29 protein-coding genes are annotated in these 25,616 nt (G+C 66.5%); 15 read left to right on the plus strand and 14 right to left on the minus strand.

All coding sequences use genetic code 11. The features are described 5' to 3' along the window. Positions 1–3 precede the first annotated feature (3 nt). The 4 genes from ACLQ2O_RS11660 to ACLQ2O_RS11675 are packed head-to-tail and all read right to left on the minus strand — an operon-like array spanning position 4 to position 5,369. Positions 4–906: a glycosyltransferase gene (locus tag ACLQ2O_RS11660; protein ID WP_425830226.1), complete on the minus strand. Its 903-nt coding sequence runs from the start codon at positions 904–906 to the stop codon at positions 4–6. 2 nt (positions 907–908) lie between these two features. Beyond that, complete coding sequence (locus tag ACLQ2O_RS11665; RefSeq protein WP_425830228.1) at positions 909–1,778, minus strand: class I SAM-dependent methyltransferase; 870 nt, start codon at positions 1,776–1,778, stop codon at positions 909–911. Positions 1,779–1,788: 10 nt separating this feature from the next. Continuing rightward, a complete protein-coding gene (locus ACLQ2O_RS11670; RefSeq protein ID WP_425830230.1) occupies positions 1,789–3,597 on the minus strand; it encodes an ABC transporter ATP-binding protein in 1,809 nt (602 codons plus the stop codon). Continuing rightward, positions 3,594–5,369 carry an ABC transporter ATP-binding protein gene (locus ACLQ2O_RS11675; protein ID WP_425830232.1) on the minus strand — a complete coding sequence of 592 codons (1,776 nt, stop codon included), beginning with the start codon at positions 5,367–5,369 and terminating at the stop codon, positions 3,594–3,596. The genes ACLQ2O_RS11670 and ACLQ2O_RS11675 overlap by 4 nt, the downstream gene beginning before the upstream one ends. A gap of 356 nt (positions 5,370–5,725) precedes the next feature. Here ACLQ2O_RS11675 and ACLQ2O_RS11680 point away from each other — a divergent pair, with 356 nt between their 5' ends. Then, positions 5,726–7,540, plus strand: a complete 1,815-nt coding sequence (locus ACLQ2O_RS11680) for an alpha/beta hydrolase family protein (protein WP_425830234.1) — start codon at positions 5,726–5,728, stop codon at positions 7,538–7,540. Here ACLQ2O_RS11680 and ACLQ2O_RS11685 read toward each other — a convergent pair. Beyond that, positions 7,530–7,688 (minus strand): CopG family transcriptional regulator, encoded by a 159-nt coding sequence (locus ACLQ2O_RS11685; RefSeq protein ID WP_425830236.1) that lies wholly within the window; start codon positions 7,686–7,688, stop codon positions 7,530–7,532. The two genes, ACLQ2O_RS11680 and ACLQ2O_RS11685, sit on opposite strands and share 11 nt — an antisense overlap. Before the next feature lie 34 nt (positions 7,689–7,722). Between ACLQ2O_RS11685 and ACLQ2O_RS11690 the strand changes: the two genes are divergently transcribed. After that, complete coding sequence (locus ACLQ2O_RS11690) at positions 7,723–8,475, plus strand: glycosyltransferase (RefSeq protein WP_425830238.1); 753 nt, start codon at positions 7,723–7,725, stop codon at positions 8,473–8,475. A gap of 156 nt (positions 8,476–8,631) precedes the next feature. On the opposite strand, the gene ACLQ2O_RS11695 is transcribed toward ACLQ2O_RS11690, so the two are convergent. Beyond that, a complete protein-coding gene (locus ACLQ2O_RS11695; RefSeq protein WP_425830240.1) occupies positions 8,632–9,234 on the minus strand; it encodes a CGNR zinc finger domain-containing protein in 603 nt (200 codons plus the stop codon). Between the two features lie 71 nt (positions 9,235–9,305). Here ACLQ2O_RS11695 and ACLQ2O_RS11700 point away from each other — a divergent pair, with 71 nt between their 5' ends. Then, on the plus strand, positions 9,306–9,557 hold the full coding sequence (locus tag ACLQ2O_RS11700; RefSeq protein ID WP_425830242.1) for a hypothetical protein: 252 nt from the start codon (positions 9,306–9,308) through the stop codon (positions 9,555–9,557). A 50-nt stretch (positions 9,558–9,607) separates the two neighbouring features. Here ACLQ2O_RS11700 and ACLQ2O_RS11705 read toward each other — a convergent pair whose 3' ends face one another. Continuing rightward, a complete protein-coding gene (locus ACLQ2O_RS11705; RefSeq protein WP_425830244.1) occupies positions 9,608–10,381 on the minus strand; it encodes an LLM class F420-dependent oxidoreductase in 774 nt (257 codons plus the stop codon). Between the two features lie 75 nt (positions 10,382–10,456). On the opposite strand from ACLQ2O_RS11705, the gene ACLQ2O_RS11710 reads away from it, so the two are divergent. The 4 genes from ACLQ2O_RS11710 (at position 10,457) to ACLQ2O_RS11725 (ending at position 13,182) form a co-directional block, all read left to right on the plus strand. After that, positions 10,457–11,140 carry a TetR/AcrR family transcriptional regulator gene (locus tag ACLQ2O_RS11710; RefSeq protein WP_425830246.1) on the plus strand — a complete coding sequence of 228 codons (684 nt, stop codon included), beginning with the start codon at positions 10,457–10,459 and terminating at the stop codon, positions 11,138–11,140. Positions 11,141–11,246: 106 nt separating this feature from the next. Continuing rightward, entirely contained in the window at positions 11,247–11,894 is a 648-nt protein-coding gene (locus ACLQ2O_RS11715; RefSeq protein WP_425830248.1) for a DUF3159 domain-containing protein, read from the plus strand. Positions 11,895–11,896: 2 nt separating this feature from the next. Then, complete coding sequence (locus ACLQ2O_RS11720) at positions 11,897–12,325, plus strand: hypothetical protein (protein WP_425830250.1); 429 nt, start codon at positions 11,897–11,899, stop codon at positions 12,323–12,325. A gap of 302 nt (positions 12,326–12,627) precedes the next feature. After that, positions 12,628–13,182, plus strand: a complete 555-nt coding sequence (locus ACLQ2O_RS11725) for a hypothetical protein (protein WP_425830252.1) — start codon at positions 12,628–12,630, stop codon at positions 13,180–13,182. Here ACLQ2O_RS11725 and ACLQ2O_RS11730 read toward each other — a convergent pair. The 3 genes from ACLQ2O_RS11730 to ACLQ2O_RS11740 all read right to left on the minus strand — a co-directional run bounded on the left by ACLQ2O_RS11730 (position 13,171) and on the right by ACLQ2O_RS11740 (position 16,972). Next, positions 13,171–14,037, minus strand: a complete 867-nt coding sequence (locus ACLQ2O_RS11730; protein WP_425830254.1) for a hypothetical protein — start codon at positions 14,035–14,037, stop codon at positions 13,171–13,173. The genes ACLQ2O_RS11725 and ACLQ2O_RS11730 overlap by 12 nt on opposite strands. A 101-nt stretch (positions 14,038–14,138) precedes the next feature. Beyond that, positions 14,139–14,477 carry a PadR family transcriptional regulator gene (locus ACLQ2O_RS11735; protein ID WP_425830256.1) on the minus strand — a complete coding sequence of 113 codons (339 nt, stop codon included), beginning with the start codon at positions 14,475–14,477 and terminating at the stop codon, positions 14,139–14,141. A 158-nt stretch (positions 14,478–14,635) separates the two neighbouring features. Beyond that, the gene (locus tag ACLQ2O_RS11740; protein WP_425830258.1) at positions 14,636–16,972 is read right to left on the minus strand and encodes a chitobiase/beta-hexosaminidase C-terminal domain-containing protein; all 2,337 of its coding nucleotides are present in this window, start codon (positions 16,970–16,972) and stop codon (positions 14,636–14,638) included. A 184-nt stretch (positions 16,973–17,156) separates the two neighbouring features. On the opposite strand from ACLQ2O_RS11740, the gene ACLQ2O_RS11745 reads away from it, so the two are divergent. The 3 genes from ACLQ2O_RS11745 (at position 17,157) to ACLQ2O_RS11755 (ending at position 19,681) form a co-directional block, all read left to right on the plus strand. Further along, complete coding sequence (locus tag ACLQ2O_RS11745; protein WP_425830260.1) at positions 17,157–18,116, plus strand: helix-turn-helix domain-containing protein; 960 nt, start codon at positions 17,157–17,159, stop codon at positions 18,114–18,116. 4 nt (positions 18,117–18,120) lie between these two features. Continuing rightward, complete coding sequence (locus ACLQ2O_RS11750; RefSeq protein ID WP_425830262.1) at positions 18,121–18,555, plus strand: SgcJ/EcaC family oxidoreductase; 435 nt, start codon at positions 18,121–18,123, stop codon at positions 18,553–18,555. A gap of 139 nt (positions 18,556–18,694) precedes the next feature. Next, positions 18,695–19,681, plus strand: a complete 987-nt coding sequence (locus tag ACLQ2O_RS11755; protein ID WP_425830264.1) for a hypothetical protein — start codon at positions 18,695–18,697, stop codon at positions 19,679–19,681. A gap of 122 nt (positions 19,682–19,803) precedes the next feature. Here the strand turns inward: ACLQ2O_RS11755 and ACLQ2O_RS11760 are convergent, their stop codons facing one another. After that, positions 19,804–20,022, minus strand: coding sequence for a DUF2945 domain-containing protein (locus ACLQ2O_RS11760; RefSeq protein WP_425830266.1), 219 nt, complete (start codon positions 20,020–20,022; stop codon positions 19,804–19,806). Beyond that, positions 20,015–20,350, minus strand: a complete 336-nt coding sequence (locus ACLQ2O_RS11765; RefSeq protein WP_425830268.1) for a hypothetical protein — start codon at positions 20,348–20,350, stop codon at positions 20,015–20,017. Before ACLQ2O_RS11765 ends, ACLQ2O_RS11760 begins: the two co-directional genes overlap by 8 nt. 95 nt (positions 20,351–20,445) lie before the next feature. Here ACLQ2O_RS11765 and ACLQ2O_RS11770 point away from each other — a divergent pair, with 95 nt between their 5' ends. Together ACLQ2O_RS11770 and ACLQ2O_RS11775 are read left to right on the plus strand one after the other, a co-directional pair. Beyond that, the gene (locus ACLQ2O_RS11770; RefSeq protein ID WP_425830270.1) at positions 20,446–20,826 is read left to right on the plus strand and encodes a MerR family transcriptional regulator; all 381 of its coding nucleotides are present in this window, start codon (positions 20,446–20,448) and stop codon (positions 20,824–20,826) included. Positions 20,827–20,919: 93 nt separating this feature from the next. Further along, on the plus strand, positions 20,920–21,618 hold the full coding sequence (locus ACLQ2O_RS11775) for a hypothetical protein (protein WP_425830272.1): 699 nt from the start codon (positions 20,920–20,922) through the stop codon (positions 21,616–21,618). Between the two features lie 21 nt (positions 21,619–21,639). Here ACLQ2O_RS11775 and ACLQ2O_RS11780 read toward each other — a convergent pair whose 3' ends face one another. Continuing rightward, positions 21,640–22,065 carry a MarR family winged helix-turn-helix transcriptional regulator gene (locus tag ACLQ2O_RS11780; RefSeq protein ID WP_425830274.1) on the minus strand — a complete coding sequence of 142 codons (426 nt, stop codon included), beginning with the start codon at positions 22,063–22,065 and terminating at the stop codon, positions 21,640–21,642. An 80-nt stretch (positions 22,066–22,145) separates the two neighbouring features. Here ACLQ2O_RS11780 and ACLQ2O_RS11785 point away from each other — a divergent pair, with 80 nt between their 5' ends. The 3 genes from ACLQ2O_RS11785 to ACLQ2O_RS11795 all read left to right on the plus strand — a co-directional run bounded on the left by ACLQ2O_RS11785 (position 22,146) and on the right by ACLQ2O_RS11795 (position 24,862). Beyond that, positions 22,146–23,945: an ABC transporter ATP-binding protein gene (locus ACLQ2O_RS11785; RefSeq protein WP_425830276.1), complete on the plus strand. Its 1,800-nt coding sequence runs from the start codon at positions 22,146–22,148 to the stop codon at positions 23,943–23,945. 179 nt (positions 23,946–24,124) lie between these two features. Then, complete coding sequence (locus ACLQ2O_RS11790) at positions 24,125–24,427, plus strand: DUF6355 family natural product biosynthesis protein (RefSeq protein ID WP_425830278.1); 303 nt, start codon at positions 24,125–24,127, stop codon at positions 24,425–24,427. 84 nt (positions 24,428–24,511) lie between these two features. Further along, positions 24,512–24,862: a DUF6355 family natural product biosynthesis protein gene (locus ACLQ2O_RS11795; protein WP_425830944.1), complete on the plus strand. Its 351-nt coding sequence runs from the start codon at positions 24,512–24,514 to the stop codon at positions 24,860–24,862. Between the two features lie 7 nt (positions 24,863–24,869). Here ACLQ2O_RS11795 and ACLQ2O_RS11800 read toward each other — a convergent pair whose 3' ends face one another. Further along, positions 24,870–25,565 carry a TetR/AcrR family transcriptional regulator C-terminal domain-containing protein gene (locus ACLQ2O_RS11800; RefSeq protein WP_425830280.1) on the minus strand — a complete coding sequence of 232 codons (696 nt, stop codon included), beginning with the start codon at positions 25,563–25,565 and terminating at the stop codon, positions 24,870–24,872. Positions 25,566–25,616: the final 51 nt, after the last annotated feature.

The following is a 25,616-nucleotide window of genomic DNA, read 5'->3' on the forward strand; positions in this document are numbered from 1 at the left end:
CGATCAGACTCCGTCGAGAATCGTTCCGAGTTCGGTCGCGCGGGCTTCCCAGTCGCCAACCTCAGCTACGCGTTGGGTGTTCCGCTCCACCAGCTCCCGGTAGTCGTCGAGCTGGTCGAGAACGGTGGTGAGCTGTGACGACGAGTTGATCCAGTCGATCTCGACGACCGGGTTGTACCCGAATAATGACGTCAACTGAGCGGGAGCGCTGCCAAGCACGAGTGTCCCGGCCGCGAAGGATTCCAGGTACCGGCACGTCATCGTCTCCAGGCCTCCGGTCTGCAGGGGATCCGTGTACGCCCGTGGGATGCAGACAGAGACCGCGGCGGTCCGCAGGCGCTCGATGAACTCCTGCCGTCTGGCCGGTCCGGTGGCTTCTCCCGGTACGGCGGCGTTGTAGTCATGAGCGATGCCTGAAGACGCGAGCGTCTCCCGGGCCATCGCGTGCCAGATCGGATCACGCCTGCCGAACTCCACGACACGTCTCTCGCGCAGCAAGAAGCTGGGGGAGGGTCCGAAGACGCCGAGGTTCACAGCCTCGGCGCAGTAGCAGACCTTCCGGTCGGGGAGAAGCATCTGTAGTGCTCGCTGAGACGGCCGGCTCGTCACCAAGAGGGTGCGGATCGTGCTCGCGCCGATGACACCGGCGATTCGTTTCCAGTTGGTGGGGAAGGCATCATAAATGAGTGGCACCACCTGTTCCGACTGGTGCGGCAGCAGCTCTTCGACCCGCCATCCCATCGCGAAAGTCAGGCAGGGTGACTCGTCTGGGGTGGACACGTCCCCCTGGATCGGAGTCAGCCCGAGTTCGGCAAGCCGCCGTACGGACTCGTCGAGAACGTCGTTCCATGACTGGTCGGTCCAGTTGATCGGAGCGACGTATCCACCCCCACCGAGCGGTCGCATGCTCAGTCCGCGCTCTCGTCGCGACGTACCAGGCACATCATGAGCCAGCGAGTTGTGATCGTGGCGTCCGAAGGCATCCGGCTCAGCGCGGTCTCCGCCGCGGCACGGCACTGCTCCGGGGTGAGACCTGGAAGGCTGTGCGTATACATGGGGATGGCCATCCAGGCCCTCGACTCCTCGAGGTTGACGGACTGGTCCACCAGGTCCCGGGAGTCGACGTCGATGCCGGCCTCGTTGATCGTCCGGGTGAGACTGTCGATGGTCTCCTTCGGTCGCGGTCCTGCTTGGACGGCCCCAGGTTCTCGCGGGTCCGGCAGGTTCATGCCGAGCTCGAATCCCGCTCGGAGCAGCTCCGTGAGGTACTTTCGGTTGCCTGGGGCAAGGACTACGTCAGGCAGATCGATGAATGACTCGCCGATGTTGAAGACGAAGCGGCCACCGGCTGTGAGACGCCGCGCGATCTCCTGGAACAGCCGGGGCCGGTCCATGTGCCAGATCGACGACGAGCACACGACCAGGTCGAGTGACGGCAGGTCGAGGCCACCCAAGTCTTCGGCGGCACCCGACAGATGCGTGACTTGGGGAGGGTCGGTCTGCCGGGCCTGGTCCTGCATCGACATCTGCGGTTCCAGCGCGAAGACGCGACTGCCGGTGAACCTGCCCGCGATCAACCTGGTCGAGATGCCAGTACCGGACCCGATGTCGAGTGCGGTGCGAACCTGGATGTCCGGCGGTAGCAGTGTCAGCAGATGTTCAGGTACGAACCGTGCGCTCTCCGACTGATGCCCGTACGCCGCGTAGTACTCGCCTGATTCAGGTACGGCGACTTCATCGATGGGACTTCTCCTCTCGACGGTACTTCGGTTTGTCACGACCGTGGCGCTAGGGGCGATCGCTACCCCGCAGGTACGCCTCCGCCTGTGTCGTGTAGAGCTCGCTGTAGGTGCCCCGCTGGTTCATCAGCTCCTCGTGTGAGCCCTGCTCGATCACCCGCGCACCGTCCATGACGAGGATGTGGTCAGCCATACTCACGGTGGAGAACCGGTGCGAGACCAGGATCGTCGTCACACTGTCATCGGCGGCATCCGCGTACCTGGCGAACAGTTCGTGCTCGGTTTCGGCGTCGAGGGCGGAGGTCGGCTCGTCGAGGAAGCGGATCATGGGCGAGCCACGCATGAAGCAGCGGGACAACGCGACCTTCTGCCACTCGCCTCCACTGAGGTCAACGCCATCTGGCCAGCGGTGGCCCAGTTGGGTGTCGAGGCCCCGTGGAAGGCGGGCGACGAGACTGGCGGCACCGCCACGCCGGGCGGCCGTCAGCACCGCGGCGTCGTCAGCGAGATGATCGGGATCTCCTAGGCCGATCGACTCTCGGAGCGGCAACTCGAAGCGGCTGAAGTCCTGGAAGCATCCGGACAGGTGCTTTCGCCATGCTTCGACATCGACCTGGGACAGCTCGACCCCGCCGACGGTGAGCCGGCCGGAGTCGGCGACGTAGAACCCGGCCAGAAGCTTGACCAGTGTCGACTTGCCCGCGCCGTTCTCGCCGACAACGGCAACGACGGAGCCGGGCGGAATGTCGAGGTTGACGCCGGTGACTGCCGGCTTGGTCGACCCCGGGTAGGTGAACGCGAGGTCGCGAGCTTGGATCCCGTTCGCTTCGAGCCTCGGTGGCTGCAGGTGGCCGTGGTGGCGCGCGCTCTTGGCGTAGGCCTCGAGCCACGCCATGCGCTCAGCGCCTTCCATCCAGGTGCCGCGGATGTAGCCGACTTCTGACAGCAGCGTGGACACGAAGCTTCCGAGTTGCTGCCCACCGAGAAGGAGGATCACCGCGTCACCGGCTGTTGCCTCTGCTCCGGCAGAGAGGCCGATCACGACAACCATGCACACGAAGAAGACGCTCCAGGCAGCGGTGGTACTGAGCGCGGTCATGTTCCGGCTGCGTGCGATGGTCCGATGCCAGGCGATCCATTCCTTCTGGCGCCGCTGGGTCAGCGGCGATCCGAGGTCGAGGACACGGATTTCCTTGGATGCTTCGGACGAGGTCAGAACCCTGTGCAGGTGATCAGCCAGCCTCTTGGACGCCGCGGCCTGGCCCTCCGCATGCCGCTCGCGGAGCGGTCGGACGATGCTGACAACAGCGATCGGGACCAGCGCGACCAAGAGAATCAGCGACAAGGGACTGACCGCGGTCAACAGGATCAGAACGCTGATGATCCGGCTCAGCCACATGACTGCCTGAAGCACCGTCGAGTACATGTGATCGAGCACGTAGGTTTCGTTGCGGAGTACCGCGAGCCGGTCCAGCACACTGGAGCGCTCATGGTGCTCCAGGGTCGGGATCTGAGACTGAAGTAGCGCGATCCGTGTTTCGAAGACGGCGCTCATGCGCCCCTGGAAGCGTTTGGTGACCCGGCCGCTGACCAGCTTCAGTATCCAGCCGACGCAGAGCGAAGCGCCAAGCGCGCCGGCAGCGAGCGCGATGGTCGACTCGTCGCGGTCCGCCAGACCGTTGATGAACAGACCGGTCCAGTAGATCATCAGGGTCTGCGGAAGGCTGGCGAGCGCGGCGAGACCGATCGCGGTGATCATCAGGCGTCGTTCGGCCTTGAACCCATAGCCGAACAGGTCGCGCATGGCGCGCAGCTGACCGACCTGGTCGTCGCGTGCCGTCACGTCCGGGCTGGTCACGATCGGCCTTCGACGAATCGGCTCGCCTGCAGGTTGTACATCCGCGCGTACTCCTGTCCTCTGTCCATCAGTTCGTCGTGCGACCCGGCTTCCGTGATGGCTCCGTTCTCCAGGACGACGATCCGGTCGGCCATGCGCACCGTCGAGAACCGATGGCTGATCAGGATCCTGGTGGCGCCGGACGTGTGATCGAGGTAGTCGCGGAAGACCTCGTGTTCACCCCTCACGTCGAGGTTCGCGGTGGGTTCGTCGAGGAGAACCAGCCTCGCCCCGTTGCGGACAGCACAGATCGAGCGGGCCAGAGCGACGCGTTGCCACTGCCCGCCGGAGAGATCGGTTCCTCCGGGAAGGGTCTTGCCGAGGACGACCGTCGGCTCCAGCTCCGGCAGGCCGGCGTCGGCGAGCGCCTGGACTACCTCGCTGTGGCTGGCCCTACCTCCAGGGTCGACGTTCTCAGCCACTGTGAGGTGCAGTTTGAGGATCTCCTGGAAGACCGCGGTGATATCGGCACGCCATTCTTCCGGGTCGGTAGCAGACAGTTGACGGCCGTCGGTGTAGATCTCACCGGACGCCGGCTCGTAGAAGCGACAGATCAGCTTCGCAAGGGTGGTTTTGCCCGCGCCATTTGCGCCGACAATTGCCAATGACTCGCCCGCCTGTACCCGGAAGGACAGCCCGCTGAGGATGAGGCGATCATCGCTCGGATAGCGAAACTTCACGTCGTCGAAATCCAGTTGAACGCCAGAAACCCGCTCGGGGACGGTTGCCCTCGGCACGGCGGTTGCTTGCCCGCTGTCTCGGGCTGCCGAGTGGACCACCGGACTTGAGGGCCGACCTGGTACAGCGGCCCGCAGCCGGCGAACGGCGTCGATGGGGGCGGTTCCGTCGTCCAGCACCCAACTCAACGTGCCGAAGGCGACAGCCTGCACGGCGATGATGAGTTGGGTCACCGTGACGACAGCGTCCAGCGGGCGGCCATTGCTCGCGGACGACGCCAGCCAGCCGAAGGCCGCGATATTTGCCAGCAGGATTACCGCTCCGGCGGTCGCCAGCCAGAACGGTGACAACCTGGTGTCTGCGTACTGGAGGTCGAACAGGCGTCTCCTGGCTCGCGTGAAACGCGCAACGATGAAGGAAGCCAGTCCGAAGAGCCGAACCTCTTTCGCGTCGGTCGGCTGTACGGCGACGTTGAAGTAGTACTCCGATTCGCGGCGCGCGTCGTTCGCGTCGTCCGAGTTGCGCCCGGCCCACACCGCGGATCGTTTGAGCGCCCAGTGGGTGAACAGCCAGGCGCCGATCAGCGGAACTGGCATCCACCAATCGTAGGCAACCAGTGTGATCGCGGCAATCCATCCGGCTGCGAACGGGACCAGCTCGGCCGTGACGAACTCCACCGACATCCACATCGGCAGACTCGTTATTCCGTAGTCGAACTCGCGCGCGATGTTGATGTCGTCGGCCAGTTCAGATGTCTCCAGATGCCCGATTCCAGTGGGCTGGGTGCTCAGCTCGATGAGTTGGTCGGTGATCCTGGCGCCGGTGAGCGCGCCGAGATTCTGACTCACTGCGGTGTGTATCGGTGGCAGGACCTGTGACAACAGCGCCACGAAGATGCTGAGGAGCACCGTCGGCTGCCAGATGCCATCGCGGACAAGGTCGACCGAGGCGATGCCCAGGAAGACGGCAAAGGCGGACGGCAGCAGCATGCGCACTACGCAAAGCAATGCCCACGTCACGAAAAGTGCGGGACTCGCCCGCAGCATGGTGTCCATCAGCCGGACGAGTCGCGACCTTTGGAGCAAGGACGCTCCGGGAGTCGACTCGAGTTCCGGCTGTTGGGCTGCTGGCGAGGTCAAGATCATCTCCTGCCGGTCGCGTGGACGCCCCGCTCGCGCTACCAGGGCCATCCGTGGTGAAGCGTCTGACTCGGCGAACCCGGACGTGTCCGCCAGGCGCGTAACAGACGGTACAACAGGACTGCCTGTGGGTCACGGTCCGTCTCGACCCTCATTGTCCGTGGAGGGAAGACACGCTCACACTGGCATGGGGTTACCGCTGTTGGGTAAGTTGACGACGGTCGTGCATGAAATGCCGCAGATTCTCTTCGACTCGCGGAGGTGCGGTCGGCGTGGACAACGACATGCGGTATCCGGATTACCCGCAATGGGTTGGCAACGAAATATGGTGGCAGGAGTCGGACCTCCGGTCGGGCAGAACAATCATCCGGTCTTGCGATGCCGAGATGCAGCAGGTGATCGATCGTCTTCCGCCTCCGTGGAGCGTACGGTCGTGGCTCAGCCGCTCAGGCTCGTCGCGCGCCTGGAGGGCAGTTCGTTGCGGCGGCGAAAAGGTTGATGGGCCGTCTGTGCAGATCGTCCTCTTCATTGACGAGAGCACCGGAGAACTACTGTCGCTGCAGGACGGCGAGGTGGTGCCGTTCGGGCCCGCGGGCTGGCAGCAGGGGTTGGTGGTCGCAGATGTTTGTGACAGGGCCGTCGGTTCTGCGGTACTGGTATCCGTACTCCGGGTCGCTGACAGGTCATGGCAGATCGTCGCGGTCCCGAGCGATGACGGCCGCTCGGTGGCTCGGCTCCATCGGTCGAATTCGCCCATTCTGAACCTGTCGGTCTCGGAGGGCCTTCGTCGAGTAGCGTGGATGCGGCCAGGAACTCGTGATCCTTGGTCCTTCTCGACGATCGTGACTGCACAGATCTCGTCGGCCTCTGAGTTGTCCTTGAGCAGCGTGAAAGACATTCCGCGGTTCGAGGACGAGACGCAGCACAGTCCGCAATGGCTTGACGACCAGAGGCTGGTGTACTGCGGTGACCGTGATGGTGGGCAGCTGCTGTGGATTTGGGATGGCAATCTGCCGGCCCGGCCGGTGCCTGTCGCCGGCGGTGATGTCGGGCGGGAGCCCTGGGCGGCCGGCCAGGCAGCGTTCTGCCTGGTAAGGCGTGGCAACGGGCTCGAAGCGGTGACGACCGTTGGTGGGGGGAGTCGGCTTCTCTCTGTGGACCTGCTGAGGAGCCCCTTGGTGGAGGTGACGACTACGGGCTACGCGCGCATCGAGAACCGATGGAGCCGGGGCGGGGTGAGCGTTGCTCGCTCAGGCGACGGCTCGCGCACAGTAATCCGTGTTGTCGAAGGGACCGCGGTCCCCGTCGGAGTGGGGACGGAAACCCGCGTGGCCGCCCCTGACGTGATTGAGTTCCAGTCCGTCTCAGGAGTCCGGGTTGAGGGATACCTGCATCAGCCGATCGGAGCCTGCCAGTCGCCGCCACCCCTCGTCGTGAATGTTCACGGTGGCCCGAACAGCGAGGTACCCAGCTGGGAGAATCATGTCGTTCGTGCGATCAGACAGATGGGGATCGCAGTCTTCACGCCGGCAGTTGTGGGATCTCTGGGGTTCGGCAAGAAGCATCGTGATGCGGCGTACGGCTTGTGGAGCACCGAGTATGCGCGCGACTGTGTCGTGGCAACTCGAGCGCTGCTGGCGCTGCGGGAGTTCGACGCGGAGCGCGTCGCGATACGAGGGGTGAGCTCGGGTGGCTGGGCCGCACTCCACTGCATGTGCGACGGCTCCGGATTGTTCAGGTGTGCGGTGGTGCAGAGTGCTCCGACATCCGCTCAGGTACTTCTGTCCGCGGGTACGCACTGGCAGCGACGGCATGTCGAGTCGCTTCTGGGTGATTTCCGGGCGTCCGATGACGCCGAGCCGGATGTGAGCCGGCTGGCGGGCCCGGTCCTGCAGATTCACGGCGCCGGGGATCGATCCATTCCTGTCGCGAGCATTCAGGACTTTGCCGCGCGGGCCGCACAGGTGCAGCCCGCAAGCAGACTCGCGATTCTCGATGCTGAAGGCCATCAGTTTGTTGAGCCGGAGTCGATTGTCGTTGTCAAGCAAATGGAGGTCGACTTCTTCGCGACGAATCTTATGAGGTAGGTCTTTTCAAGTAGGACTCCAATGCGGACTCGACCAGCGCCGACACGCTGCGGCCTTCATCGACTGCTCGGTGCTTGACCCGGCGAGCGAGGTCTCGCGGTAGGTACACATTGAATTGTATCTTCGGATCCGGAGTATCCTCAGTCATGCTAGCATGTTAGCGCATTTCGAGTGTGCAGGTCGTGGCCGATGAAAGGCAATCGATGCACGTGCGGAACGATGCCATGCAAACGCTGTGGGTTGGATCCAGCCTGTCGGCGCTCGAGCAGCTGTCGCTGGCTTCGTTCGTCAAGAACGGGCATGACGTACATCTCTATGTGTACGAGGAGGTCCGAAGCGTTCCGGCCGGAGTGGGTCTCAGAGATGCCGGCACCATTCTGCCCGAAGATCAAATCTTCACTTACGGGTCGCAAGCAGGGCCCGGTAAGGGCAGTGTTGCCGCCTTCGCGAATCTGTTCCGCTATAAAATGCTCTTGGAAAAGGGTGGCTGGTGGTTTGATTCGGACATGATCTGCTTGAAGCCGTTCGACTTCGCCGAGCCCTACGTCTTTGCTCGTCAAGACGATGTCGTCGTCAATAATGCAGTCCTGCGTGTTCCGGCGGAGTCGCGTCTCATGGAAAGACTCTACGATCGAGCAACGAAGCTCGGCCGCGACCTGTCGTGGGGTGAAACGGGACCTCAGTTGCTCACGGAGCAGATCTCTCAGGAGGGGCTGGAGGATTTCGTACTTCCATCCGATACGTTCTACCCCGTCGGATACTGGAGTGCGCCGGACCTGTTTCGCGCGGATCCTGGCGGCCAGCAGATGGAACGACTCGAGGGGTCTTACGGCGTCCACCTGTGGAATGAGATCCTCCGGCGGGCGAAGATTGATAAAGAGGCGACATTCGCATCTTCGAGCGTTGTCGAGTCTTTGAAGCGGAGATACTGCTGACGGACCTCACGAACACCGGTGAGTTCCTGCTCGAGGACATCCCGTTGCTGGGGCTGTCGGTCTGGACGCTGGTGGACTCCGTCAGAGCAGCAGCGTCGCGGTCAACTGCCGACTGAGTGCAGCGCCGGGGTGAAGGCGAAGCGCGCGGTCCTTCGTTCAGTCGTGCCGGGCGTGGTGCCGCTGGTAGTGGCGAGCGACGCGGGCCCGGTTGCCGCACTGCGCTGAGCACCAGTCCCGGCGGGTCTGTCGCTTGTAGAAGAAGAGCAGGCAGTTGGGTGCCAGACAGGCTCTGAGTCGCTCACGGTCAGGGCCGGCCAGCAGTTCGACTCCCTGATGGGCGATCAGACCGACGACGAGATCAGCGGGAGGACCCGCGGTGCGGAAAGCCCGCGTCGGCTCCCCATCCGCCGGCCAGGTCAGCTCCGGCCACGTCCGCGCGAGGGCGTTCAGCTGGGCGATCGCGTCCGCTCGGGTCAGGGCGGGAGCTGTGGCCGCGGGTCGCGGATCGTCGGTCACCTCGGCGGCCAGCGTGCGCAGGGCGTCGCGGAGATCCCGCAGTCGGCTCGTCAGGTCGGTGTCGTCCAGGTCGACCACGCCGGTCGTTCCCGCCTCGACCTGGATGCGGGTGCCGAGGCTGTCGAGCCAGGCCGCGGCTCCGGCGGGGGGCGCCAGGGCGTCCTGAACCTCCTCGCGCTCGAACCTGACGGTGTTCATCAGCCCGACCACCAGCGGTTCTGCCGCGTCGTACTCGCTGCTCATGCCCTCCAAGCTAACACAGGCTAATGGTTAGCGCTGCGCGATCCATTTGACAAACGATTCTCTGATGCTTCATGGTGACCAAGGCGATGGCCAACAGTCCCGCCCTGCTGCAGGGGTACCTGGGACTGTCCGACGCCATCGTCCAAGGCCGTGGAGTCATCGACGACGCGGACGTGAAGACAGCCCGTGCGGCTGGGGTGACGGACGCGGAGATCGCCGAGGTCGTCGGCAACCTGGCCCTGAACCTCCTGACCAACTACTTCAACATCCTCGCCGACACGACCCCCGACCTCCCGGTGGTCACACCGCACGACCACTCCTGACCAATGTCCTTGTGATCCCGGGTGTAAGTACGCCGTGCGGTCTCGCTTTGTCAGGCGTTTTGTTCGTCGCGCCAGGAGATCCAGTGGCGGATGGTGTCGAGGTCGTAGTCGGGGCCGCTGGTGGTGATGGTGAAGAGGCTGACGCCGAGCTCACGCAACGGCGGGCCGGCCTCCCAGGGATCGCCTCCGGTGTGGACGGAGATCTCGATCGTCGAGAAGTCGCGGCCGATCTCGGCGCAGTAGCGTTCGAGCAGTCCGAGCTTGCGGACCAGGTCCTCGCCCTCGGCGAAGGTGTTCCAGATGTTCGCGTGCCGGGCGACGACGCGGAGCATCTTCTGCTCGCCGCCGCCGGCAACGAGAATCGGCATCGGGCCCGTCGGTGGCGGGTTCAGCGCGGCGAGCCGCTGCTCGATCCGCGGTAGAGCAGCGGCGAGATCGGCGATCCGACGACCGGGCGAAGGGAAGTCGTAGCCGTACTCGACGAATTCACGCTCCTTGAATCCGGCGCCGATCCCCAGGACGACGCGGCCACCGCTGATGTGGTCGACGGTCCTGGACATGTCGGCCAGGAGATCGGGGTTGCGGTAGCTGTTGCAGCTGACGAGCACCCCGAGTCCGATCCGAGTGGTTTGCTCGGCCCAGGCGCCGAGAATCGTCCAGCCTTCGAAGTGCGGGCCGTCGGCGTCCTTGCCCAGCGGGAAGAAGTGATCCCAGGTGAAGAGGATGTCCGCGCCCTCTTCCTCGACCGCGGCCGCCGCGCGCCGGATGTCGGCGTACGCCGCTCGCTGTGGCGCGACCTGAGCACCGATACGGACAGGTTTCACGGAGGGCGACTCCTCTCTCGGGGGATCGGCGCTTTATGGCGTAAAGCTAGCATGCCTGAGGTGTACGGTGATCCGGTGAGCAGAAGTTCTTCGGAGGCGTCGAAACCCACGCTGTCGGCGGCGCAGATTCTGAGAGTGGCGGTGTCGCTCGCTGATCGCGAGGGTCTGGAGTCGGTGTCGATGCGCCGGCTGGGGCGCGAGCTGTCGGTGAGCCCGATGGGCGTCTACTGGCACTTCAAGGACAAGGACAGCCTGCTCGACGCCATGACCGAATCGGTGATCGCGACGGGGAGGTTCGACGACCTGCCGGGAGCAGCCTGGGAGGACAGGCTGCGCGGGGTCCTGCTCGCGCTGGTGGCCCAGCTTCGCGACCACCCCTGGGTGGGCCGGCTGGTGATCGAGCGGCTCGTCCCGTTGCCCAGGTTCATGGCGGCACTGGAGATCATGCTCGACAGCGCCCGGCAGGCAGGCCTCAGCCCGCAGGACGGCGCGATGCTGATCCAGCTGGCAACGCAGTCTGCCGTGGCGCTCGTCGAGCACGCGCCGGATCTCAAGCTGAAGACGCTGAAACAGCCGAGCCAGTACGCCGACGAGCGCGACGAGCTCGCCGAGCTGGCCTCCGCGCGGTACCCGAACATCCGGGCCGCGGCGGAACCGTTGACCGGCCGGCAGAACGCCGAGGACTACTACCGGCTGGGCATCGACATGATCGTCCTCGGCATCGGCGCGGTCGCGCGCCGGTCGAACCCGGCCTCGTAGTCCATCGCGACGCCGCTGGTGCTGGGAGGTAGCTGCGGGTAGGCAGCTTTACGGTGTACGGTGAATTGCAAGATTACGCCGTAAACTGCTTGCGGGAGGGATTGTGATGGCTTCGACGGGTGCGCACGAGGACGTGAATCTGTCGGATGCGGTACGGACGGCCTGGCAGTCTCTGCGCCGCTCGGGCCTCCTCGCGCCGGAGCTGCCACCGATCCTGTTCATCGCGGTCGCCAGCAGCACAGGCTTCTGGTGGGGGCTAGGAGTGGGTGTCGTGGTGCTCGCCTGCATCGCGGCGGCAGCGCACCGCCGGCGGTGGTCGAAGTCGACGGTCATCGGCGGCGCCGTCGGACTGGCGATCGCGGCGACCATCGCCCGTGTCACCGGGGTGGCAGCGGGCGGTCTCGTCGCCGACATCTGCCTTGATCTGGCGCTAGGGAGCGTCCTCGTCGGATCTGTCGCCGTACGACGCCCGCTGTTCGCAGTGCTGTGGGGCCTCGTACGTCATCGATCCCTGCTGCGGCACGTCGATCGCCGTATCCGGGCCGTCTACAACCTCACCACCGTGACAGCCGGCGTTGCCCTGGTGATGCGCTCGGTCGCGCTGGGCGTCGTCTACCTCAACGACGAACCTGTCGCCTGGCTGCTGATCGTCAGGGTCGTCCTGGGGCTACCCGTCACGCTCGTCGTCATCGCCGCCGCGTACGCCGCCGGTGGCATCGAGAACACTCGTGCGGTCACGGAAGAAGAGAACTGACGATGCCCCACTTCCTCATCCGCAGCCTCCCCGACCTCGACGCGGTCAGCCGATACATCGAGAACGAGCCCTACCAGCACGCCGGCGCCTACCGGAGTCACCAGGTCTGGCACTTCGACGACGTCCTCGGCCGCACGATGGGGGACACCGTCCACCGTGCCGATCGCGTCCGCTATTTCGTTCTCGTCGCCGAGGATCATGCGGCGCCGGCATCGCCCAAGCACGCGGAGCACTCTTGGAGCACGGCCGAAGGACTCGTCGTCTTCGGGCAGCTGCGCGCTCCGCACACCGGCTCGCCTCGAGGCGTCGCATTGGCCGCACAGGTCCCGTCGCGCCGCCACCTCGACGTTGTGCTGGAGCAGACGATCGGCGCACCTGCCGCCGGCGACGACCTCGAAGTCATCGACTGGGATTTCAGCGGACGCCGCTGACGGCCAGCGAGGAGCAGGCCGAGCTTTGTCGCCTCGATGAGTAGGTGGTGTGGCTGGCAGATCGATACGCCCTTGACTACAAGGTGATCCCTCCCTGCCGGGAAGAGCGTGGAGCCTTGGTCGAGGAAGTGGTGCTGCCGCTACAGCGATGGTCAACAGGTTCCAGGTCTCCCCAAGCGGGTACGTGACGATCGATCGGGAGGGGATCAGATGCGGGAGTTGGGGACCGAAGAACCGGCGGCTGTTTGCTTTCGTCAACATCCGAGCCATCGGCTCCAGCTCAGGGTGGTGACGGGTAGGTGATGCGCGCATATCTGCTCACCGCTCCGCGCTGGATCCTCTGTCTGTTGTACGGACTGCCGTTCGGCGCGATCATGACCGTCGGCATTCTCTGGGACAACGCGTCCGGGGCGCTGGAGGTCATCTTGTTCGGCCTGGTCGTCGGACTGCTGTACGGCGTCGGTGTGACGATCGTGAACGAGAAGCCGCGGCGCGAGGTGCGGGCGCTGATCGGTGAAGTCCCGCGCGAACAGATCAGCGCGGTCTTCCGCGGGGCGCGGAGTGGACGGGTGCCCGCTGATCGAGAGGTCCGAGCGGCCGCGCTGAGACCGGCCGATCACGACTCATCTCGGGCGCTCCGCGGAGCGATCATCGGCATCCCTTTCGCCGTACTGATCATCGCGGCCGCGATCTCCGGCAGGAACGCACCGCGGTTCCCACTCTTCGCTGCCTCGGCGGTGCTGCTTGTCGTCGTCACCGCACACCAGTGCTACCGCTGGCGAAGCCTGAAGCGACGCATCGAGCTGCTCACGCCGACCAAGGATTCGGTCCAGGCCCATCGCCGCTCAGGTCTTTGAACACGATGCCGAGTTGTCAAGGCGATGGTTGCGGCCGGCGAGTGGTGCCAGGGCGGCTCCGCCGGTGAGGAACGCGGCTAGGACAAGTAGTGGAATTGGGGTGATGGTCGATGCCGTGTTGTGGATGCCGCCGGGGGTTGGCATCAGTGCGATCACGCTGAGTGCGACCAGGCCGTTCGCGACGAATGCTGCGGACCAGGTTCGGTGGTTGGTCAGGAGGAGGGTCGCCGCGATGCCGAAGGATGCGAGGGCGAAGTACAGGCAGTTGTAGCGCTCGTTGCCGTAGTACAGGCCGTCGGAGAAGGGGACGGCGTGGAAGTAGAGGGCGAAGGCGGCCGCAGCCGAGATGGTTGCGGCGGTGGTGAGCCAGAGCAGGCGGCGGCGGGCGGTGCGGTCTTGGCCGAGGCGCCCGGAGGCGGCCAGCAAGCAGAGCAGGGCTAGGAAGCTCATCAGCCAGCGTGGGCCGTGTGCGTGATGGGTCGCGGTTGCGAGCGACGGAAGCGCGGCTGCGCCGAGTCCGGTGAGTATGAGCAGCAGTCTTGCGATCTTGCTGTGGCCCAGGACAGCCATCGCGACGGCGAGTAGCCAGGCCAGGTAAATCGGTGCGCTCATCGTGAGGTCGTGGCGAGGCGCAGGCATCGGTACGCCGAGTCCGCCTTCGGCGAATATGAGCAGGCTGACGCAGAAGGCCGCACCGGTCACCGCGGCGACGAGGGCCGCACGATCACGCACTCGACTCGACGCTGCGCGAACTGGTTGGCCCAAGCGCGTTCGTAGCCCATGGGCAGCCAGATCGAGGAGATCGAGACGGGCAAGGCGGTTTCGGCCTTCAGCCTCGGCGCTGTCGAGCATCACCGTGAGCACCTCCTCGCCATGCTTCGCTCGCCACCACCGCGGATAACACAAGAGAGCAAGGCGATACGCCCGTCCTGAAGGCAGGGGTTGAGTGGGGGCGCTCACGCGACACCGCCGACGGGGCGAAGACGGAGGCGGCGAAGAGCCTGCTCGGCATTGGACTGGAGACGGGCAGCTTCAGTGGCGAGCGACTCGGCGCCCGCGTCGGTGATCTCGTAGTACCGGCGGAGGCGGCCGTCGACCACCTCCTCGCCGGCCGGCTGAACCAACTTCTCCGCGGAGAGCCGATCCAGCGCTGTGTAGAGCGTGCCTGGTCGAAGTCGCACCCGATCGTCGGACAGCTTCGACACCTCGGAGATCACCCCGTATCCGTGCTTGGGGCCGTCGGCGAGCGCGGCCAGGATCAGGAACGTCGGCTCACGCATCTCGGAAGATGTCATGCCCACAACATAGTCAGTTCATCGGTATATAACAATGAAGAGACTCAGCTCCGGCCAGTCGGGTGTCCGTTCGGCGGCACTCCTGTAGGTCGACGACGACATTGGTTCCGGCCCGGATCACCTCGCGATGATCCGGGCCGGGCGCCGCGCTGGTCAGCTCACGGGTAGCTCACCACGTTGACCGGGACGGTGCCGGGTGGTGTCACCCCGCCGGTGTCGTTGATGACGTGGGTGATCGTGCCCTGGTAGTTCAGGGACACCGTGCACAGGCTGTGGAAGCGGACTCCTGCGTTGTTGGGTGCCTCGAAGGCGTTGTAGGCGCTGACCGAGGGGTTCACGTTGAAGAAGTTGTAGCTTCCCAGACCCCAGGCCTCGTGCGAGGTGACGTTGTCGCCGACCTTGTACGCCGCGTAGCCGTTGCGGCCGCTCGGCCGGTTCCAGCTCGCCTGGTTCGGGACGTCGTACGGCATCTCGTTCTGGAAGAAGATCGTCTTGCCGCCCTGGCCGTTCCAGATCACCTGGGTCTTCTGGTAGTGCTCCACGAACAGGCCGGTGGCCAGCACGTTGTTGCCGTTGACAATCAATCCGGTGTCGCCGGTGGCCTGGGTCCAGCCCCAGGTGCCGGCGTTGCCGTGGTCGGCGCGCCAGGCCCAGATGTGGTCGATGATCGTGTTGTGGCTGTTGACGACCAGGCTCGTGGTCGCGTGGCCGGCGATCGACCCGCCGATGCGGAAGAAGACGTCCTGCAGCGTCGTCGGGTTCGCCGCGTGGTTCGCGGACGAGCCCGAGGGACCGACGGTCAGCAGGGCCGCGGAGTTCGTCGTACCGGCGTCGAACAGCAGACCCTTGACGCGTACGCCGTCGACGTCGGCGACCTGCATCGCGTTGACGCCGTTGTCCGGGATCAGCGTCGGGTAGCCGATGCCGAGCACGACCGTGTTGGCCCTGGTCACGTTCAGGGTCTGGTTGAGGTGGTAGACGCCCGGCGTGAAGAACAGGTTGCAGCCCGAGGCCAGCGCCGAGTTGATGGTCGACGCGGTGTCGCCGGCCTTGACGACGTAGAACTGGCTCATCGGGATCGACGTACCGGGGGTGGAGCCGTTGGCCCAGCTCGCGCCGGAGGCGTTGGTGCGCAGTGAGGGGGTGAAGACGCGGTACTTGCCGGTGCTGTCGAGGTAGAGGTACGGCACGTCCCGCGAGACCGGCGTGGTGGCGAGGGTTGTCTCCGGCGGGTTCGGGAAGGTGGTCGGCGGAGCGCCCGGCGTACCGGAGAAGACCATGTTCCAGACGCCACCTGCCCAGCTGCCGAGGTTGCTGTCCCGGGTGTACCACTGCTGCTGCGAGATGGATGCGGTTTCTCCGGACACCTTCGAGTCGGCGATGTAGCCGCCGCTGGCGAAGCCGTAGCTGGCCGGGTAGAGCTGCAGGTTGCCGCGGATGTCCATCCGGCGGAACGGCGCCGCCTGCGCGACGGCCCAGCGGTTCGAGCCGCCGATCGGGTTCACGGCCATGTTCTCCGCGGACCGCCAGAAGTTCTGCAGCGCGACGCCCTGGTCGGACTCGTTGAACGCGTCGACCGTGATGGCGCCGTTGATGACCACATCGCCGGGGTTCTGGCCGAGGCCCGCGACCGACGTGTAGTAGCCGACGTCGTCGTGCACGCTGTACGCGCCGGGCTTGAACAGGTGCGCGATCCGGCGGTTCGCCATCTGCGCGGTCAGGGTGTCCTTCTGTGCGGCGAAGTCGGCGTCGAGCTGCGCCTGGATGGAGGCGGACGACATGCTCGGGTCGAAGATGCGCGTGTTGGGCCCGAAGTTCGGGACGTCCGGCTGCGTCGTACAGCTGACCGGTGCGGTGGTGCCGATCGTGTACGTCGCTGTGGCTGCCACCGAGTTCGCGAGGCCGGCCTTGAGGCCGATCGCGGTGACCGTGCGCGTCGTCGGGACGCTGATCGGTCCGCTGTACAGCGGCGACGACGCGGTCGGCGTGGAACCGTCGACCGTGTAGCGAATCGTGGAGCCCGCCGTCGCCGTCGAGATCGTCACCGTCTGCGCGGTCGAGTAGCTGCCGCCGGCGGGGGAGAAGGTGGAAGTCGCGACAGCCGGCGTGGTCGAGCCGCCGTGGGTGTAGCTGAAGTGCGGGGTGTCGTACTGCGGACCGCTCTTCTCGTAGGTGAACCAGTAGGCGACGACGGTCCCCGACGACAGTCCACTGACGGTCTTGCGCCAGGTCCCGCCGCTGAGGTCCATCCGGAGGTTCTGCTGACCCTGGCCCGCGACGGTGTAGTGAACGTCGACGTAGACCGCGGCCGTGGTCGGGGTGAAGGTGATCTGGGCCTGGTTCGCGCTGAGCGAGGTGGCTGTCTGCGTGTAGTCGTCGGCCGCCGTCGCTACGCCACCCACCAGGAGGGTCGAGCAGAGGGCCAGGGCCAGCGCGACGACGGCCGCACGCCAGCCGGGACGCCTTCGGTGAGTTCTTTCTGGACTCCGAAACACGGGTACCACCTCCGGGGCGGAAGAGGGCGGGAAGACACTCGCGGTGTGAGAGCGCTCTCACCTGCGGACTGTAAACCGGTTCCCCGCAGTGCGGAAGAGTCAGCGACGAGTTCGCGCACCGCGAGGCGCCGGTGCACTGAAAGGAAGCCATCGGCGTCAGGATCTGGTCGGTACAGTCGGGATCATGAGCAGCGCCGAGGCTTTCCTGGAGACGCTCGCCGCGAGCGAGCTGCCGCCGCTGATCGGCCACCGTCACAACGGCGGTGAGTTCCGCGGTGGGGTGGTGACTCGCGACCTCGGGCCCTTGCGACTGGCCGAGCTGATCAGCCCGGCGGGGGAGTGCTTCCGGGACGAGCGGTCGGCGCGTGCCGCCGACAGCGAGCTGTGGCAGATCGACCTGGTGACCGAGGGGCGGGTGCGAGCCGAGCAGGGCGGCAACACCGCCGAGCTCGGGCCCGCTGACCTGGTACTGATCGACCCGGTCAGGCCGGTTCGGTTCGCCAGCACCGCGACGACGCACGTGACCATGCTGCTGCCGCGAAACTCGCTGCGACTCGGACCGGCCGCCGCCGATCGGCTCGCAGGTGTCCGCATTCCCGGCGACCGCGGACCCGGCGCGCTGGTGTCGGCGCTCGCGGGGCCGATCGCTCGGTCGACGACCGATTTCCGTGCCGATGAGGCGGACCGTACGGCGGCCGCCGTGATCGAGCTGATCGCGGTGGCGCTGACGGCTCAGCTCGGCGATTCCGGTCCGGCCCCCGACGACGCGCTGCGGAGCAGGATCGTCGGTTTCATCGAGGCGAGGCTGTCCGACCGGGACCTCACCCCGGCGAAGGTGGCTGCGGCACACCACATCTCCGTACGCCGCTTGCACAAACTCTTCGAGGACCAGCCGCTGACGGTCGCGGCCCTGATCCGCCGTCGCCGCCTGGACCGGTGCCGGGCGGACCTGGCCGGGACCGATCGCACTGTTGCGGCGGTCGCCGGGCGGTGGGGATTCGCGGACCCGGCGCACTTCAGCCGGCTGTTCAAGGCGACGTACGGGTACAACGCGGCGGCGCTCACGTCCAACAGCCGTACGCGGATGGTCAAGGCGCTGCCGGACCGGAACGGTGAGGATGGTGGGGAACCCAGAGAAAGGTGAACCCATGCAGCAGTCGGTCGAGGCGATGAGCGCCATCCCGGCCCGGATGAACGAAGGCTGGAACAACGGCGACGCGGCGGCGTTCCTGGCCGACTTCGCGGACGACGGCGAGCTCGTCGACTTCGAGGGAACCGTGCACCGGGGACGTGAGCAGATGGTCGCCGCCCACCAGCCGATCTTCGACACGGTGATGAAGGGTTCCCGGCTGCTGCACGGCGAGGTGCTGTTCGCCCGGATCGTCGGTCCGGGCTGGGGCGTGGTCCACCACCGCATGGTGATGGCGCTGCCGGGCGAGCAGGAGCCACGCCCGACCCGCGTCTTCCTCCAGCTCTACGCGATGGTGTGGCAGAACGACCGCTGGGAGATCGCGACGATGCAGAACTCGCGCTTGGTCACGCTGGACACCGCAGCGGCGCTGGAAGCCCTGCCCTCGGTCTGACCGAGGAACCCGCCGCGAGCCTCTCCGGCGCTGAGCATCGGGGCAACCAGTCGCGAGGGCCCAAGTTCCCTCTCGAGGGGGAAGGCCTTCATTCGCTCGAGGGAAGCGGTCGGGGGCCGGGCCGACCAGACTCGGGTGCGTGAAGATCTCGATGAAGCACGCGGCGGGGTACGTCACTGTCGCTGCGATGGTGCCGTACCTCTCGATCAAGACCGCATGGCTTCTGGGCAGCGACGTCGGCGTCGTCGAGACCGGCCTGATGCGTACGGCGCCTTTCGTCGTGGGCAACCTGGTCACCGCCACGATGGAGGTGGCCGGTGCCGCGTTGGCGTTGGCGCTGGTTCACCGGTGGGGGCGGCGGCTGCCTGTGTGGATGGTGTTGTTCCCGTTGTGGGTCGCTACTGGTCTGCTTGCACCGGTGATGTTCGCGGCGCCGATCGGATTCGTTGCTGGGAGCAACGCCACGCCCGCGGTGGACGGTCCCGTCAACGGTCTGCAGGGGTGGGTGTACGGCGTCGTGTACGCGGGCTTCATTCTCCAGGGCGCTGGGCTGGGTGTTGCGTTCGTCCTGCACATCCGCGATCGCTGGGCGCAGGTCTTGCGCGCACCTCTCGAGGCCACGGAATCGCCAGGTTCGATCCGGGTCCGGGTGACCGCCGCTCTCGGCGCGCTGGTCGTTTCGGTTCGCCTGGTCTGGGCCTTCGGTGGTCCTACAGGGCTGGCCAGTGAGGTGCTGGACGGCCGGAGCATCGCCCAACGGGCGCTGGACGTTTCCACGGCAGGTCTCGCGCTCGCGGGTCTGGTCGGCCTGGGCATCCTCGTCTCGCGCCGGCCAGGAGGCCTTCTGGCCTGGGTGCCGTTGGGGGCCGCATGGCTGGGGACCGGCGCGATGTTCTGCTCTGGCGCCTATCAGCTCACCCTCCTGCTGGCGCCCAGCACACCGTTCGACACGGCCGGCGGTGGGTGGTTCGGCCTGATCACGGCCGCCCAGGTGATCGCCGGCTTGCTGGGCGCGACAGTCCTCTGTGGAGTTCGCCTCTCGTCGGCGCCGACGCCTGTGCGGGGACGCGGCCTTGGTCAGGTGACGGTCGGGGAGACCTCGACGCGAAGCCGAACTGGTCGGTGACACGCTGCCGTGCGGCCCGTAGGTCCGGCGCCTTCAACGGTTTCGGTGAACCCCTCGGGATCGATGTCGATCTGGACGGTGACCCGGGTCTGTGTTCGGCGATCTCCGGTCGGGTGCGGTGATCAGTCGCTCGTACGGCGTAACGCCGACGGTTTGTGGACCGCGGTGCGGCCGGACTTCTCGCTGCGGACGAGGTACTGCGGGTCGTCCGCCGAGGCGTCCACGGTGCGTTTGCCGGCGTGCGTGCGTTCGGTGATCTTCTTCTCGACCGTCCCGCGCGCCGTACCGCCGTGGCTGTCCCACTCGACCTTGTCGCCCTGGCGGAACGTTTCGTCAGACATGGTGACGCCTGTCTGTGGAAGCTCGGGAGCGGCGCTTCGCGAGGATGACGCCGCCGATGAACAGGACGGGGATCAGCAGGCCGAGGAAGAGCCACCGCATGCCGGACCAGTCGCTCGTGTCGCCGTCGGCGGAGCCTGGTGGGTTCGCGGCCGGGCTGACGGTTGAACCGAGGGTGGGTGTGGGGGAGTCCGCGGCCGGTTGGGTGGTCGACGTCGGAGCCGCGACGGCGCCGATCGTCGGCGTCACCGCGGTAAGACCGATCACCGCGACCACGAGCGCGAGGAGGCCGATCGGGAGAGCGGACCAGCCACGCCGTTGAAGTGTCATGGTGGCCCGGTACCCAGTCCGATTGCTCGCGAGCGGTCAACCGCGGTCGCGGTCGCGCTTGGAGCCTGCTCCGGTCGAGTTGTTAGGTTTTGGGGATGACGACCTACTCGCCGGCCGAGGCGGCCGCACAGTCCGGGTTCACCATCGACACGCTGCGTTACTACGAGCGCGAGGGCATTCTGCCGCGCATCGAGCGCAGCGCTGGCGGCAAGCGGGTGTACAGCGACGGTGATCTGTGGATGCTCGGCTTCCTGCGGTGCCTGCGGGACACGGGGATGTCGATCGAGCAGTTGCGGCGGTACGGCGAGCTGAGCCGCGACGAGACCACGATGCCGGAGCGGGTCGCGTTGCTCGAGGAGCACGCCGCCTCGATCCGGGCCAGGATGGCCGAGCTCGACGCGACCCTCGCCCGCGTCGAGGAGAAGGCGGACTGGTACCGCGGGGAGCTCCGCCGGACGGGGGACGCGGCTTCCTGACCTGTTCTCGGCCCCCACGCCTCACGTCCGAAGCTGTCCGCGCGTCCCTTCGACCTTCGGCGAAACGGGGTGGGGGTGTGCCAGGGTGCCTTCATGGAGGAAGAACGGGCCGGGCAGGTGCATCCGGGGGAGCCGCGGCTGCCGGCCGCGGTGGGGGTCGTGGTGGCGATCGGGCTGTACGCCGTACTGCCGAGTCATCTGCAGATCGGTCCTCGTTTCGTGATTCCGGCGCTGGAGTCGCTGCTGTTCGTGCCTCTGGTGCTGGCCAACCCGCGCCGGATGACGCGCGAGAACCGGTTGCTGCGGCGGCTGTCGATCGGCCTGGTGCTGTTGATCGCGTTGTCGAACACGACGGCGCTCGTGCTGCTGATCCGTTCCCTGGTGATGGGGGAGGCGACGGCAGGTGCCCAGTTGCTGGCGGCGGCCGCTCAGGTCTGGCTCACCAACGTCCTGGTCTTCGCGCTGGCGTACTGGGAGCTTGATCGCGGGGGACCGGTCACGCGCTTCCGGGTGGCGCGACCGGGACTGCCCGACGCGGACTTCCGGTTTCCGCAGGACGAGGACCACGACGCGATCAGCGAGGTGGCGAACCGGTCGTCGGCCAGGTCCGGGTGGGCGCCGGGCTTCATCGACTACCTGTACGTCTCGGTCACGAACTCGTCGGCCTTCAGCCCGACCGACACCATGCCGCTGACCGTCCGCGCCAAGCTGCTGATGGCGGTCGAGTCGGTCTCGGCCTTGATGCTGTCGGTGCTGGTCGTCTCTTTCGCCATCGGCCTGCTCGGACCGTGAGCCTGTACGGCGTACGGCGGGCTAGTGCTCCGCCTGGCGGAGCTTGCGGAGGATGTCGGTGAGCTCGGCTCGCTCGGCTTCGGTGAGGATGCTGAAGTAGGCCTCGGCCTCCGCGTCGCGGGAGGCTCGGATCGCCTCGCCGACCTTGGTTCCCTCGCCGGTCGGCGCGACCAGCGTCGCCCGGCGGTCCTGCGGGTCGGGGCGTCGTTCGACCAGGCCGCGGTCCTGCAAGGCGTCGACCACTTCGGTGGCCGAGCGGGCCGCGATGCGCAGGTGGTCGGAGAGCTCGTTGAGCCGGAGCGGGCCCTCGCGCATCAGGACGCCGAGGGCGCGCGCGTGCGACGGCGCGATGTCCCACGGGGCGAGGGTCTTCTTCCGCAGGTGGCGCAGCTGATGAGCGACTCCCCAGAACGTCTCGGGGAGGGTCTCCTCTTCGTCATCGGCCATGGGAATAGCGTACCAACCAATCGTGTTGTAACCTCATAGTGAGGTAACCTCAGCAAATCTCCGACAGAACGGTGCTCACCTTGGATCACGAAAATCTCGAGCGCGGCCGCCGCGGCGGCCCGAAATCTGCCACAGCCGCCGAGAAGGCCCAGGCCCGCGAGGTCTCGCTGGCCCGGATCGGACGGCTCTTCATCGCCCACAAACTCGCCCTCGCCGTCGTCACGGCGATCATCGTCGTTTCGTCCGTGGTGGCCATGGCGTCACCGTTCCTGCTCCGCGCGGTCATCGACAACGCGCTGCCGCAGCAGGACCTGAAGCTCCTGATCTGGCTGGTGGTGGGCATGGTCGCCGTCGCCGCCGTGACCTCGGCCTTGGGCGTCGTACAGACCTGGATCAGTACGACGGTCGGCCAGCAGGTCATGCACCGGCTGCGGACCGACGTCTTCGCCCACCTGCAGCGCCAGTCGATCGCCTTCTTCACCCGGACCCGCACCGGCGAGGTGCAGTCCCGGATCACCAACGACATCGGGGGAATGGAACCCGTCGTCACGTCGACGGCCACCTCCATCGCCTCCAACCTCACCACGGCGATCGCCACGACCGTGGCGATGCTCGCGTTGTCGTGGCAGCTCTCGCTCATCTCGCTGGTCGTGATGCCCCCGGCCATCTACCTGACCCGCAAGGTCGCCCGGATGCGTCGCGCCATCACCGCGCAGCGGCAGCGCGAACTCGCCGATCTCAACGTCACCGTCGAGGAAGGCCTGTCGATCAGCGGGATCCAGCTCAGCAAGACCATGGGCACCGCCGCGACGCTGGTCGAACGCTTCACCGCCTCGTCGGCCCGGTTGATCGACCTGGAGCTCCGCTCGGAGCTGGCCGGCCGGTGGCGGATGGCCTCGATGAGCGTCATCTTCGCGGCCATCCCGGCGATCATCTACCTGAGCGCCGGTCTGCCGATCACCGCCGGGACCCTGTCCATCGGCACGCTGATCGCCTTCACCACCCTGCAGGCCGGGCTGTTCCGGCCGCTGATGGGACTGCTCAACGTCGGCATCTCGCTCACCAGTTCGCTGGCGCTGTTCGCGCGGATCTTCGAGTACCTCGACCTGCCGATCGACGTCGACGACCCGGCCGACCCGGTCGAGATCGACCCGGCCCGCCTCGAGGGCCACGTGCGGTTCGAGGACGTCACCTTCGCCTACCCGGGCAGCGAGACGGCCGCCGTTGCGGGCGTCAGCCTGGACGTTCCGGCCGGTACGACGCTGGCGCTGGTCGGCGAGACCGGCTCGGGCAAGAGCACCCTCGCCTCGCTGGTCGCGCGGCTCTACGACCCGACCAGCGGACGCGTCACCATCGACGGCATCGACCTGCGCGATCTGCGCCTGGCCGATCTGGCCGGCGTGGTCGGCGTCGTCAGCCAGGAGACCTACCTGCTGCACACCACGGTGCGCGAGAACCTCCGCTACGCCAAGCCCGACGCCACCGACGCGGAGATCGAGGACGCGGCTCGCGCCGCCCAGGTGCACGAGCTGATCTCCGGACTCCCGGACGGCTACGACACCATGGTCGGGTCGCGCGGACACCGCTTCTCCGGCGGGGAGAAGCAGCGCATCGCGATCGCCCGGACGCTCCTGCGCAACCCGCGGGTCCTGGTCCTGGACGAGGCCACCAGCGCGCTGGACACCGAGACCGAGCGTGCGGTCCAGCAGGCATTCGACCGGCTCGCCGAGGGCCGGACCACCATCACCATCGCCCACCGGCTGTCAACGGTGCGCGACGCCGACCAGCTCGTCGTGGTCGACCACGGCCGGGTGATCGAGTCAGGAACGCACGCCACCCTGGTGGAGAACAACGGCCGCTACGCCCGCCTGGCTACCTGATCGGACAAGTACGCCGTACGGCGCTCGCCGCGGAGTCGTACGCCGTCACCCCGCTCGCCGTGTGAAGCGAGAACCGCAGCGAGGTGTCCGACGGTCCGGTCTGGGCGAAAGCGTGGTGAAAGCGCGGTGAAAGCTCGCTGTGATTAAGGTGAAGAAACGAATTGACGGGAGGAGCTCGGGTGAAATCTCTCAGAGCATCGGCATTACTGCTTCCGGTCGCGCTCGGCGCGGCCGGCCTCGCGGTTTCGGCAACGCCTGCGCAGGCGGGAGTTCCCTGCGGTCAGTACCACACCACTTCGCGACTTCTGTACAACCACTGCGGCGATCACAGTGTTGTGGTCTACGTCAGAAATGCGTACGGATTTGGTGAGGATCTCTGTCTTCACCCCGGGCAGCACGACGTAGGTGAGTGGGGAGTAGGGGTCAACCAAAGGAACGATGCCTGGAGCAACGGCACGCGCTGCTCGTCGGGTGGATGGTGATCCTGAGCAGGTAGGTCGGGCCGGGGCCCGGAGTTGGCGTACTGTACTCACTTTTGATCGGAGAGGTGCATGGCAATCAGAAGCATGATATCGATCGCCGCAGGTATTGGCGTCCTGGCATCAGTTCTCACGTCTGCACTGAGTCCCGCTGTCGCTTCCACCGATGCGGGGCAATCGGCCGGCGCGGTGACAGCCCCGTGCGGTCAGTACTACACCAAAGAAAGCGCCTACTACAACCACTGTGGCAAGACGGACGTCGTCGTGAACATCCGGTGGCAGAACATGAATGAAATCGGGTTCAGGTGGAATGAACCGACGGACGCGATTTGTTTGGCTCCGGGATCACATTATCTCGGCAGGAACGCGGAATCGCTGACACCGCCCATGGGAGGCAGGGGCGTGGACGCCTCCTGGTCGAGTGGAGAAGTCTGCTAGAGATCGGTCAGCGGTCGAAGCGGGTCGCGAGGCCGTCGAGTAAGCACTCCAGGCCGAAGGTGAAATCGACGTCGGGGTCGGGCTCGTCGGCTTCGTGGACGCGGCGGGCGAGCATCGGGTGCTCGCCGGCCGCGAGGACCTTGGTGATGTACGGGCCGAGGCTGTGCTGCCACTGTTCCTTGGTCAAGCCGCTGCGCTGCTCGGCGCGGCGGTCGGCCTGCTGGTCGGCGACCGACCCGAGGACGAAGGCGCGGACGGCGCCGAGCGCCTGCGCGGCCCGGGTGATGTCGGGTGTGAGGGTGACGGCGGCGCGCAGCGCGGCCTCGGACCGACGCAACGAGTTGGGGCCGAGTGAAGGTCTGCCCGCGAGCTCGGCGGCCAGCCACGGGTGGCGCAGCAGGGTCGCGCGGAGCGAGTGCGCGACGGCCGCCAGGTCGGCGCGCCAGCCCTGGCTGGACTCAGGGAGCGCGTCTTCGCCCTGCGCCGCGTCGATCATCAGGTCCACGAGCTCGTCGCGGTTGGTGATGTAGCGGTAGAGGGTGGCGGTCCCGGAACCGAGGTCGCCGGCGACCCGGCGCATCGATACCGCGTCCAGGCCTTCCGTGTCGGCGACAGCCAGCGCGACGGCGACGTACTGGTCGACGCCCGGCGCGCGTCGGCGCGGCTCGGGGCGCTGCCGGGTCCACACCGAGGGGTCGGTCATCGAGCGGTTCCTTTCCTCGTTGACCGTCATCCTAGCTTATGGCTACGGTGT

Origin of the sequence: Kribbella sp. DT2 (assembly GCF_049844575.1) — a bacterium.
Classification (GTDB): domain Bacteria; phylum Actinomycetota; class Actinomycetes; order Propionibacteriales; family Kribbellaceae; genus Kribbella.

Coding starts and splice junctions, on each gene's coding strand:
- ACLQ2O_RS11795 (WP_425830944.1), top strand. CDS start 24,512: ATGATATCGATCGCCGCAGGTATTGGCGTCCTGGCATCAGTTCTCACG.
- ACLQ2O_RS11660 (WP_425830226.1), bottom strand. CDS start 906: ATGCGACCGCTCGGTGGGGGTGGATACGTCGCTCCGATCAACTGGACC.
- ACLQ2O_RS11685 (WP_425830236.1), bottom strand. CDS start 7,688: ATGACTGAGGATACTCCGGATCCGAAGATACAATTCAATGTGTACCTA.
- ACLQ2O_RS11695 (WP_425830240.1), bottom strand. CDS start 9,234: ATGAGCAGCGAGTACGACGCGGCAGAACCGCTGGTGGTCGGGCTGATG.
- ACLQ2O_RS11750 (WP_425830262.1), top strand. CDS start 18,121: ATGCAGCAGTCGGTCGAGGCGATGAGCGCCATCCCGGCCCGGATGAAC.
- ACLQ2O_RS11780 (WP_425830274.1), bottom strand. CDS start 22,065: ATGGCCGATGACGAAGAGGAGACCCTCCCCGAGACGTTCTGGGGAGTC.
- ACLQ2O_RS11700 (WP_425830242.1), top strand. CDS start 9,306: ATGGTGACCAAGGCGATGGCCAACAGTCCCGCCCTGCTGCAGGGGTAC.
- ACLQ2O_RS11735 (WP_425830256.1), bottom strand. CDS start 14,477: ATGACATCTTCCGAGATGCGTGAGCCGACGTTCCTGATCCTGGCCGCG.
- ACLQ2O_RS11745 (WP_425830260.1), top strand. CDS start 17,157: ATGAGCAGCGCCGAGGCTTTCCTGGAGACGCTCGCCGCGAGCGAGCTG.
- ACLQ2O_RS11675 (WP_425830232.1), bottom strand. CDS start 5,369: ATGGACACCATGCTGCGGGCGAGTCCCGCACTTTTCGTGACGTGGGCA.
- ACLQ2O_RS11760 (WP_425830266.1), bottom strand. CDS start 20,022: ATGTCTGACGAAACGTTCCGCCAGGGCGACAAGGTCGAGTGGGACAGC.
- ACLQ2O_RS11775 (WP_425830272.1), top strand. CDS start 20,920: ATGGAGGAAGAACGGGCCGGGCAGGTGCATCCGGGGGAGCCGCGGCTG.
- ACLQ2O_RS11770 (WP_425830270.1), top strand. CDS start 20,446: ATGACGACCTACTCGCCGGCCGAGGCGGCCGCACAGTCCGGGTTCACC.
- ACLQ2O_RS11720 (WP_425830250.1), top strand. CDS start 11,897: ATGCCCCACTTCCTCATCCGCAGCCTCCCCGACCTCGACGCGGTCAGC.
- ACLQ2O_RS11715 (WP_425830248.1), top strand. CDS start 11,247: ATGGCTTCGACGGGTGCGCACGAGGACGTGAATCTGTCGGATGCGGTA.
- ACLQ2O_RS11725 (WP_425830252.1), top strand. CDS start 12,628: ATGCGCGCATATCTGCTCACCGCTCCGCGCTGGATCCTCTGTCTGTTG.
- ACLQ2O_RS11800 (WP_425830280.1), bottom strand. CDS start 25,565: ATGACCGACCCCTCGGTGTGGACCCGGCAGCGCCCCGAGCCGCGCCGA.
- ACLQ2O_RS11765 (WP_425830268.1), bottom strand. CDS start 20,350: ATGACACTTCAACGGCGTGGCTGGTCCGCTCTCCCGATCGGCCTCCTC.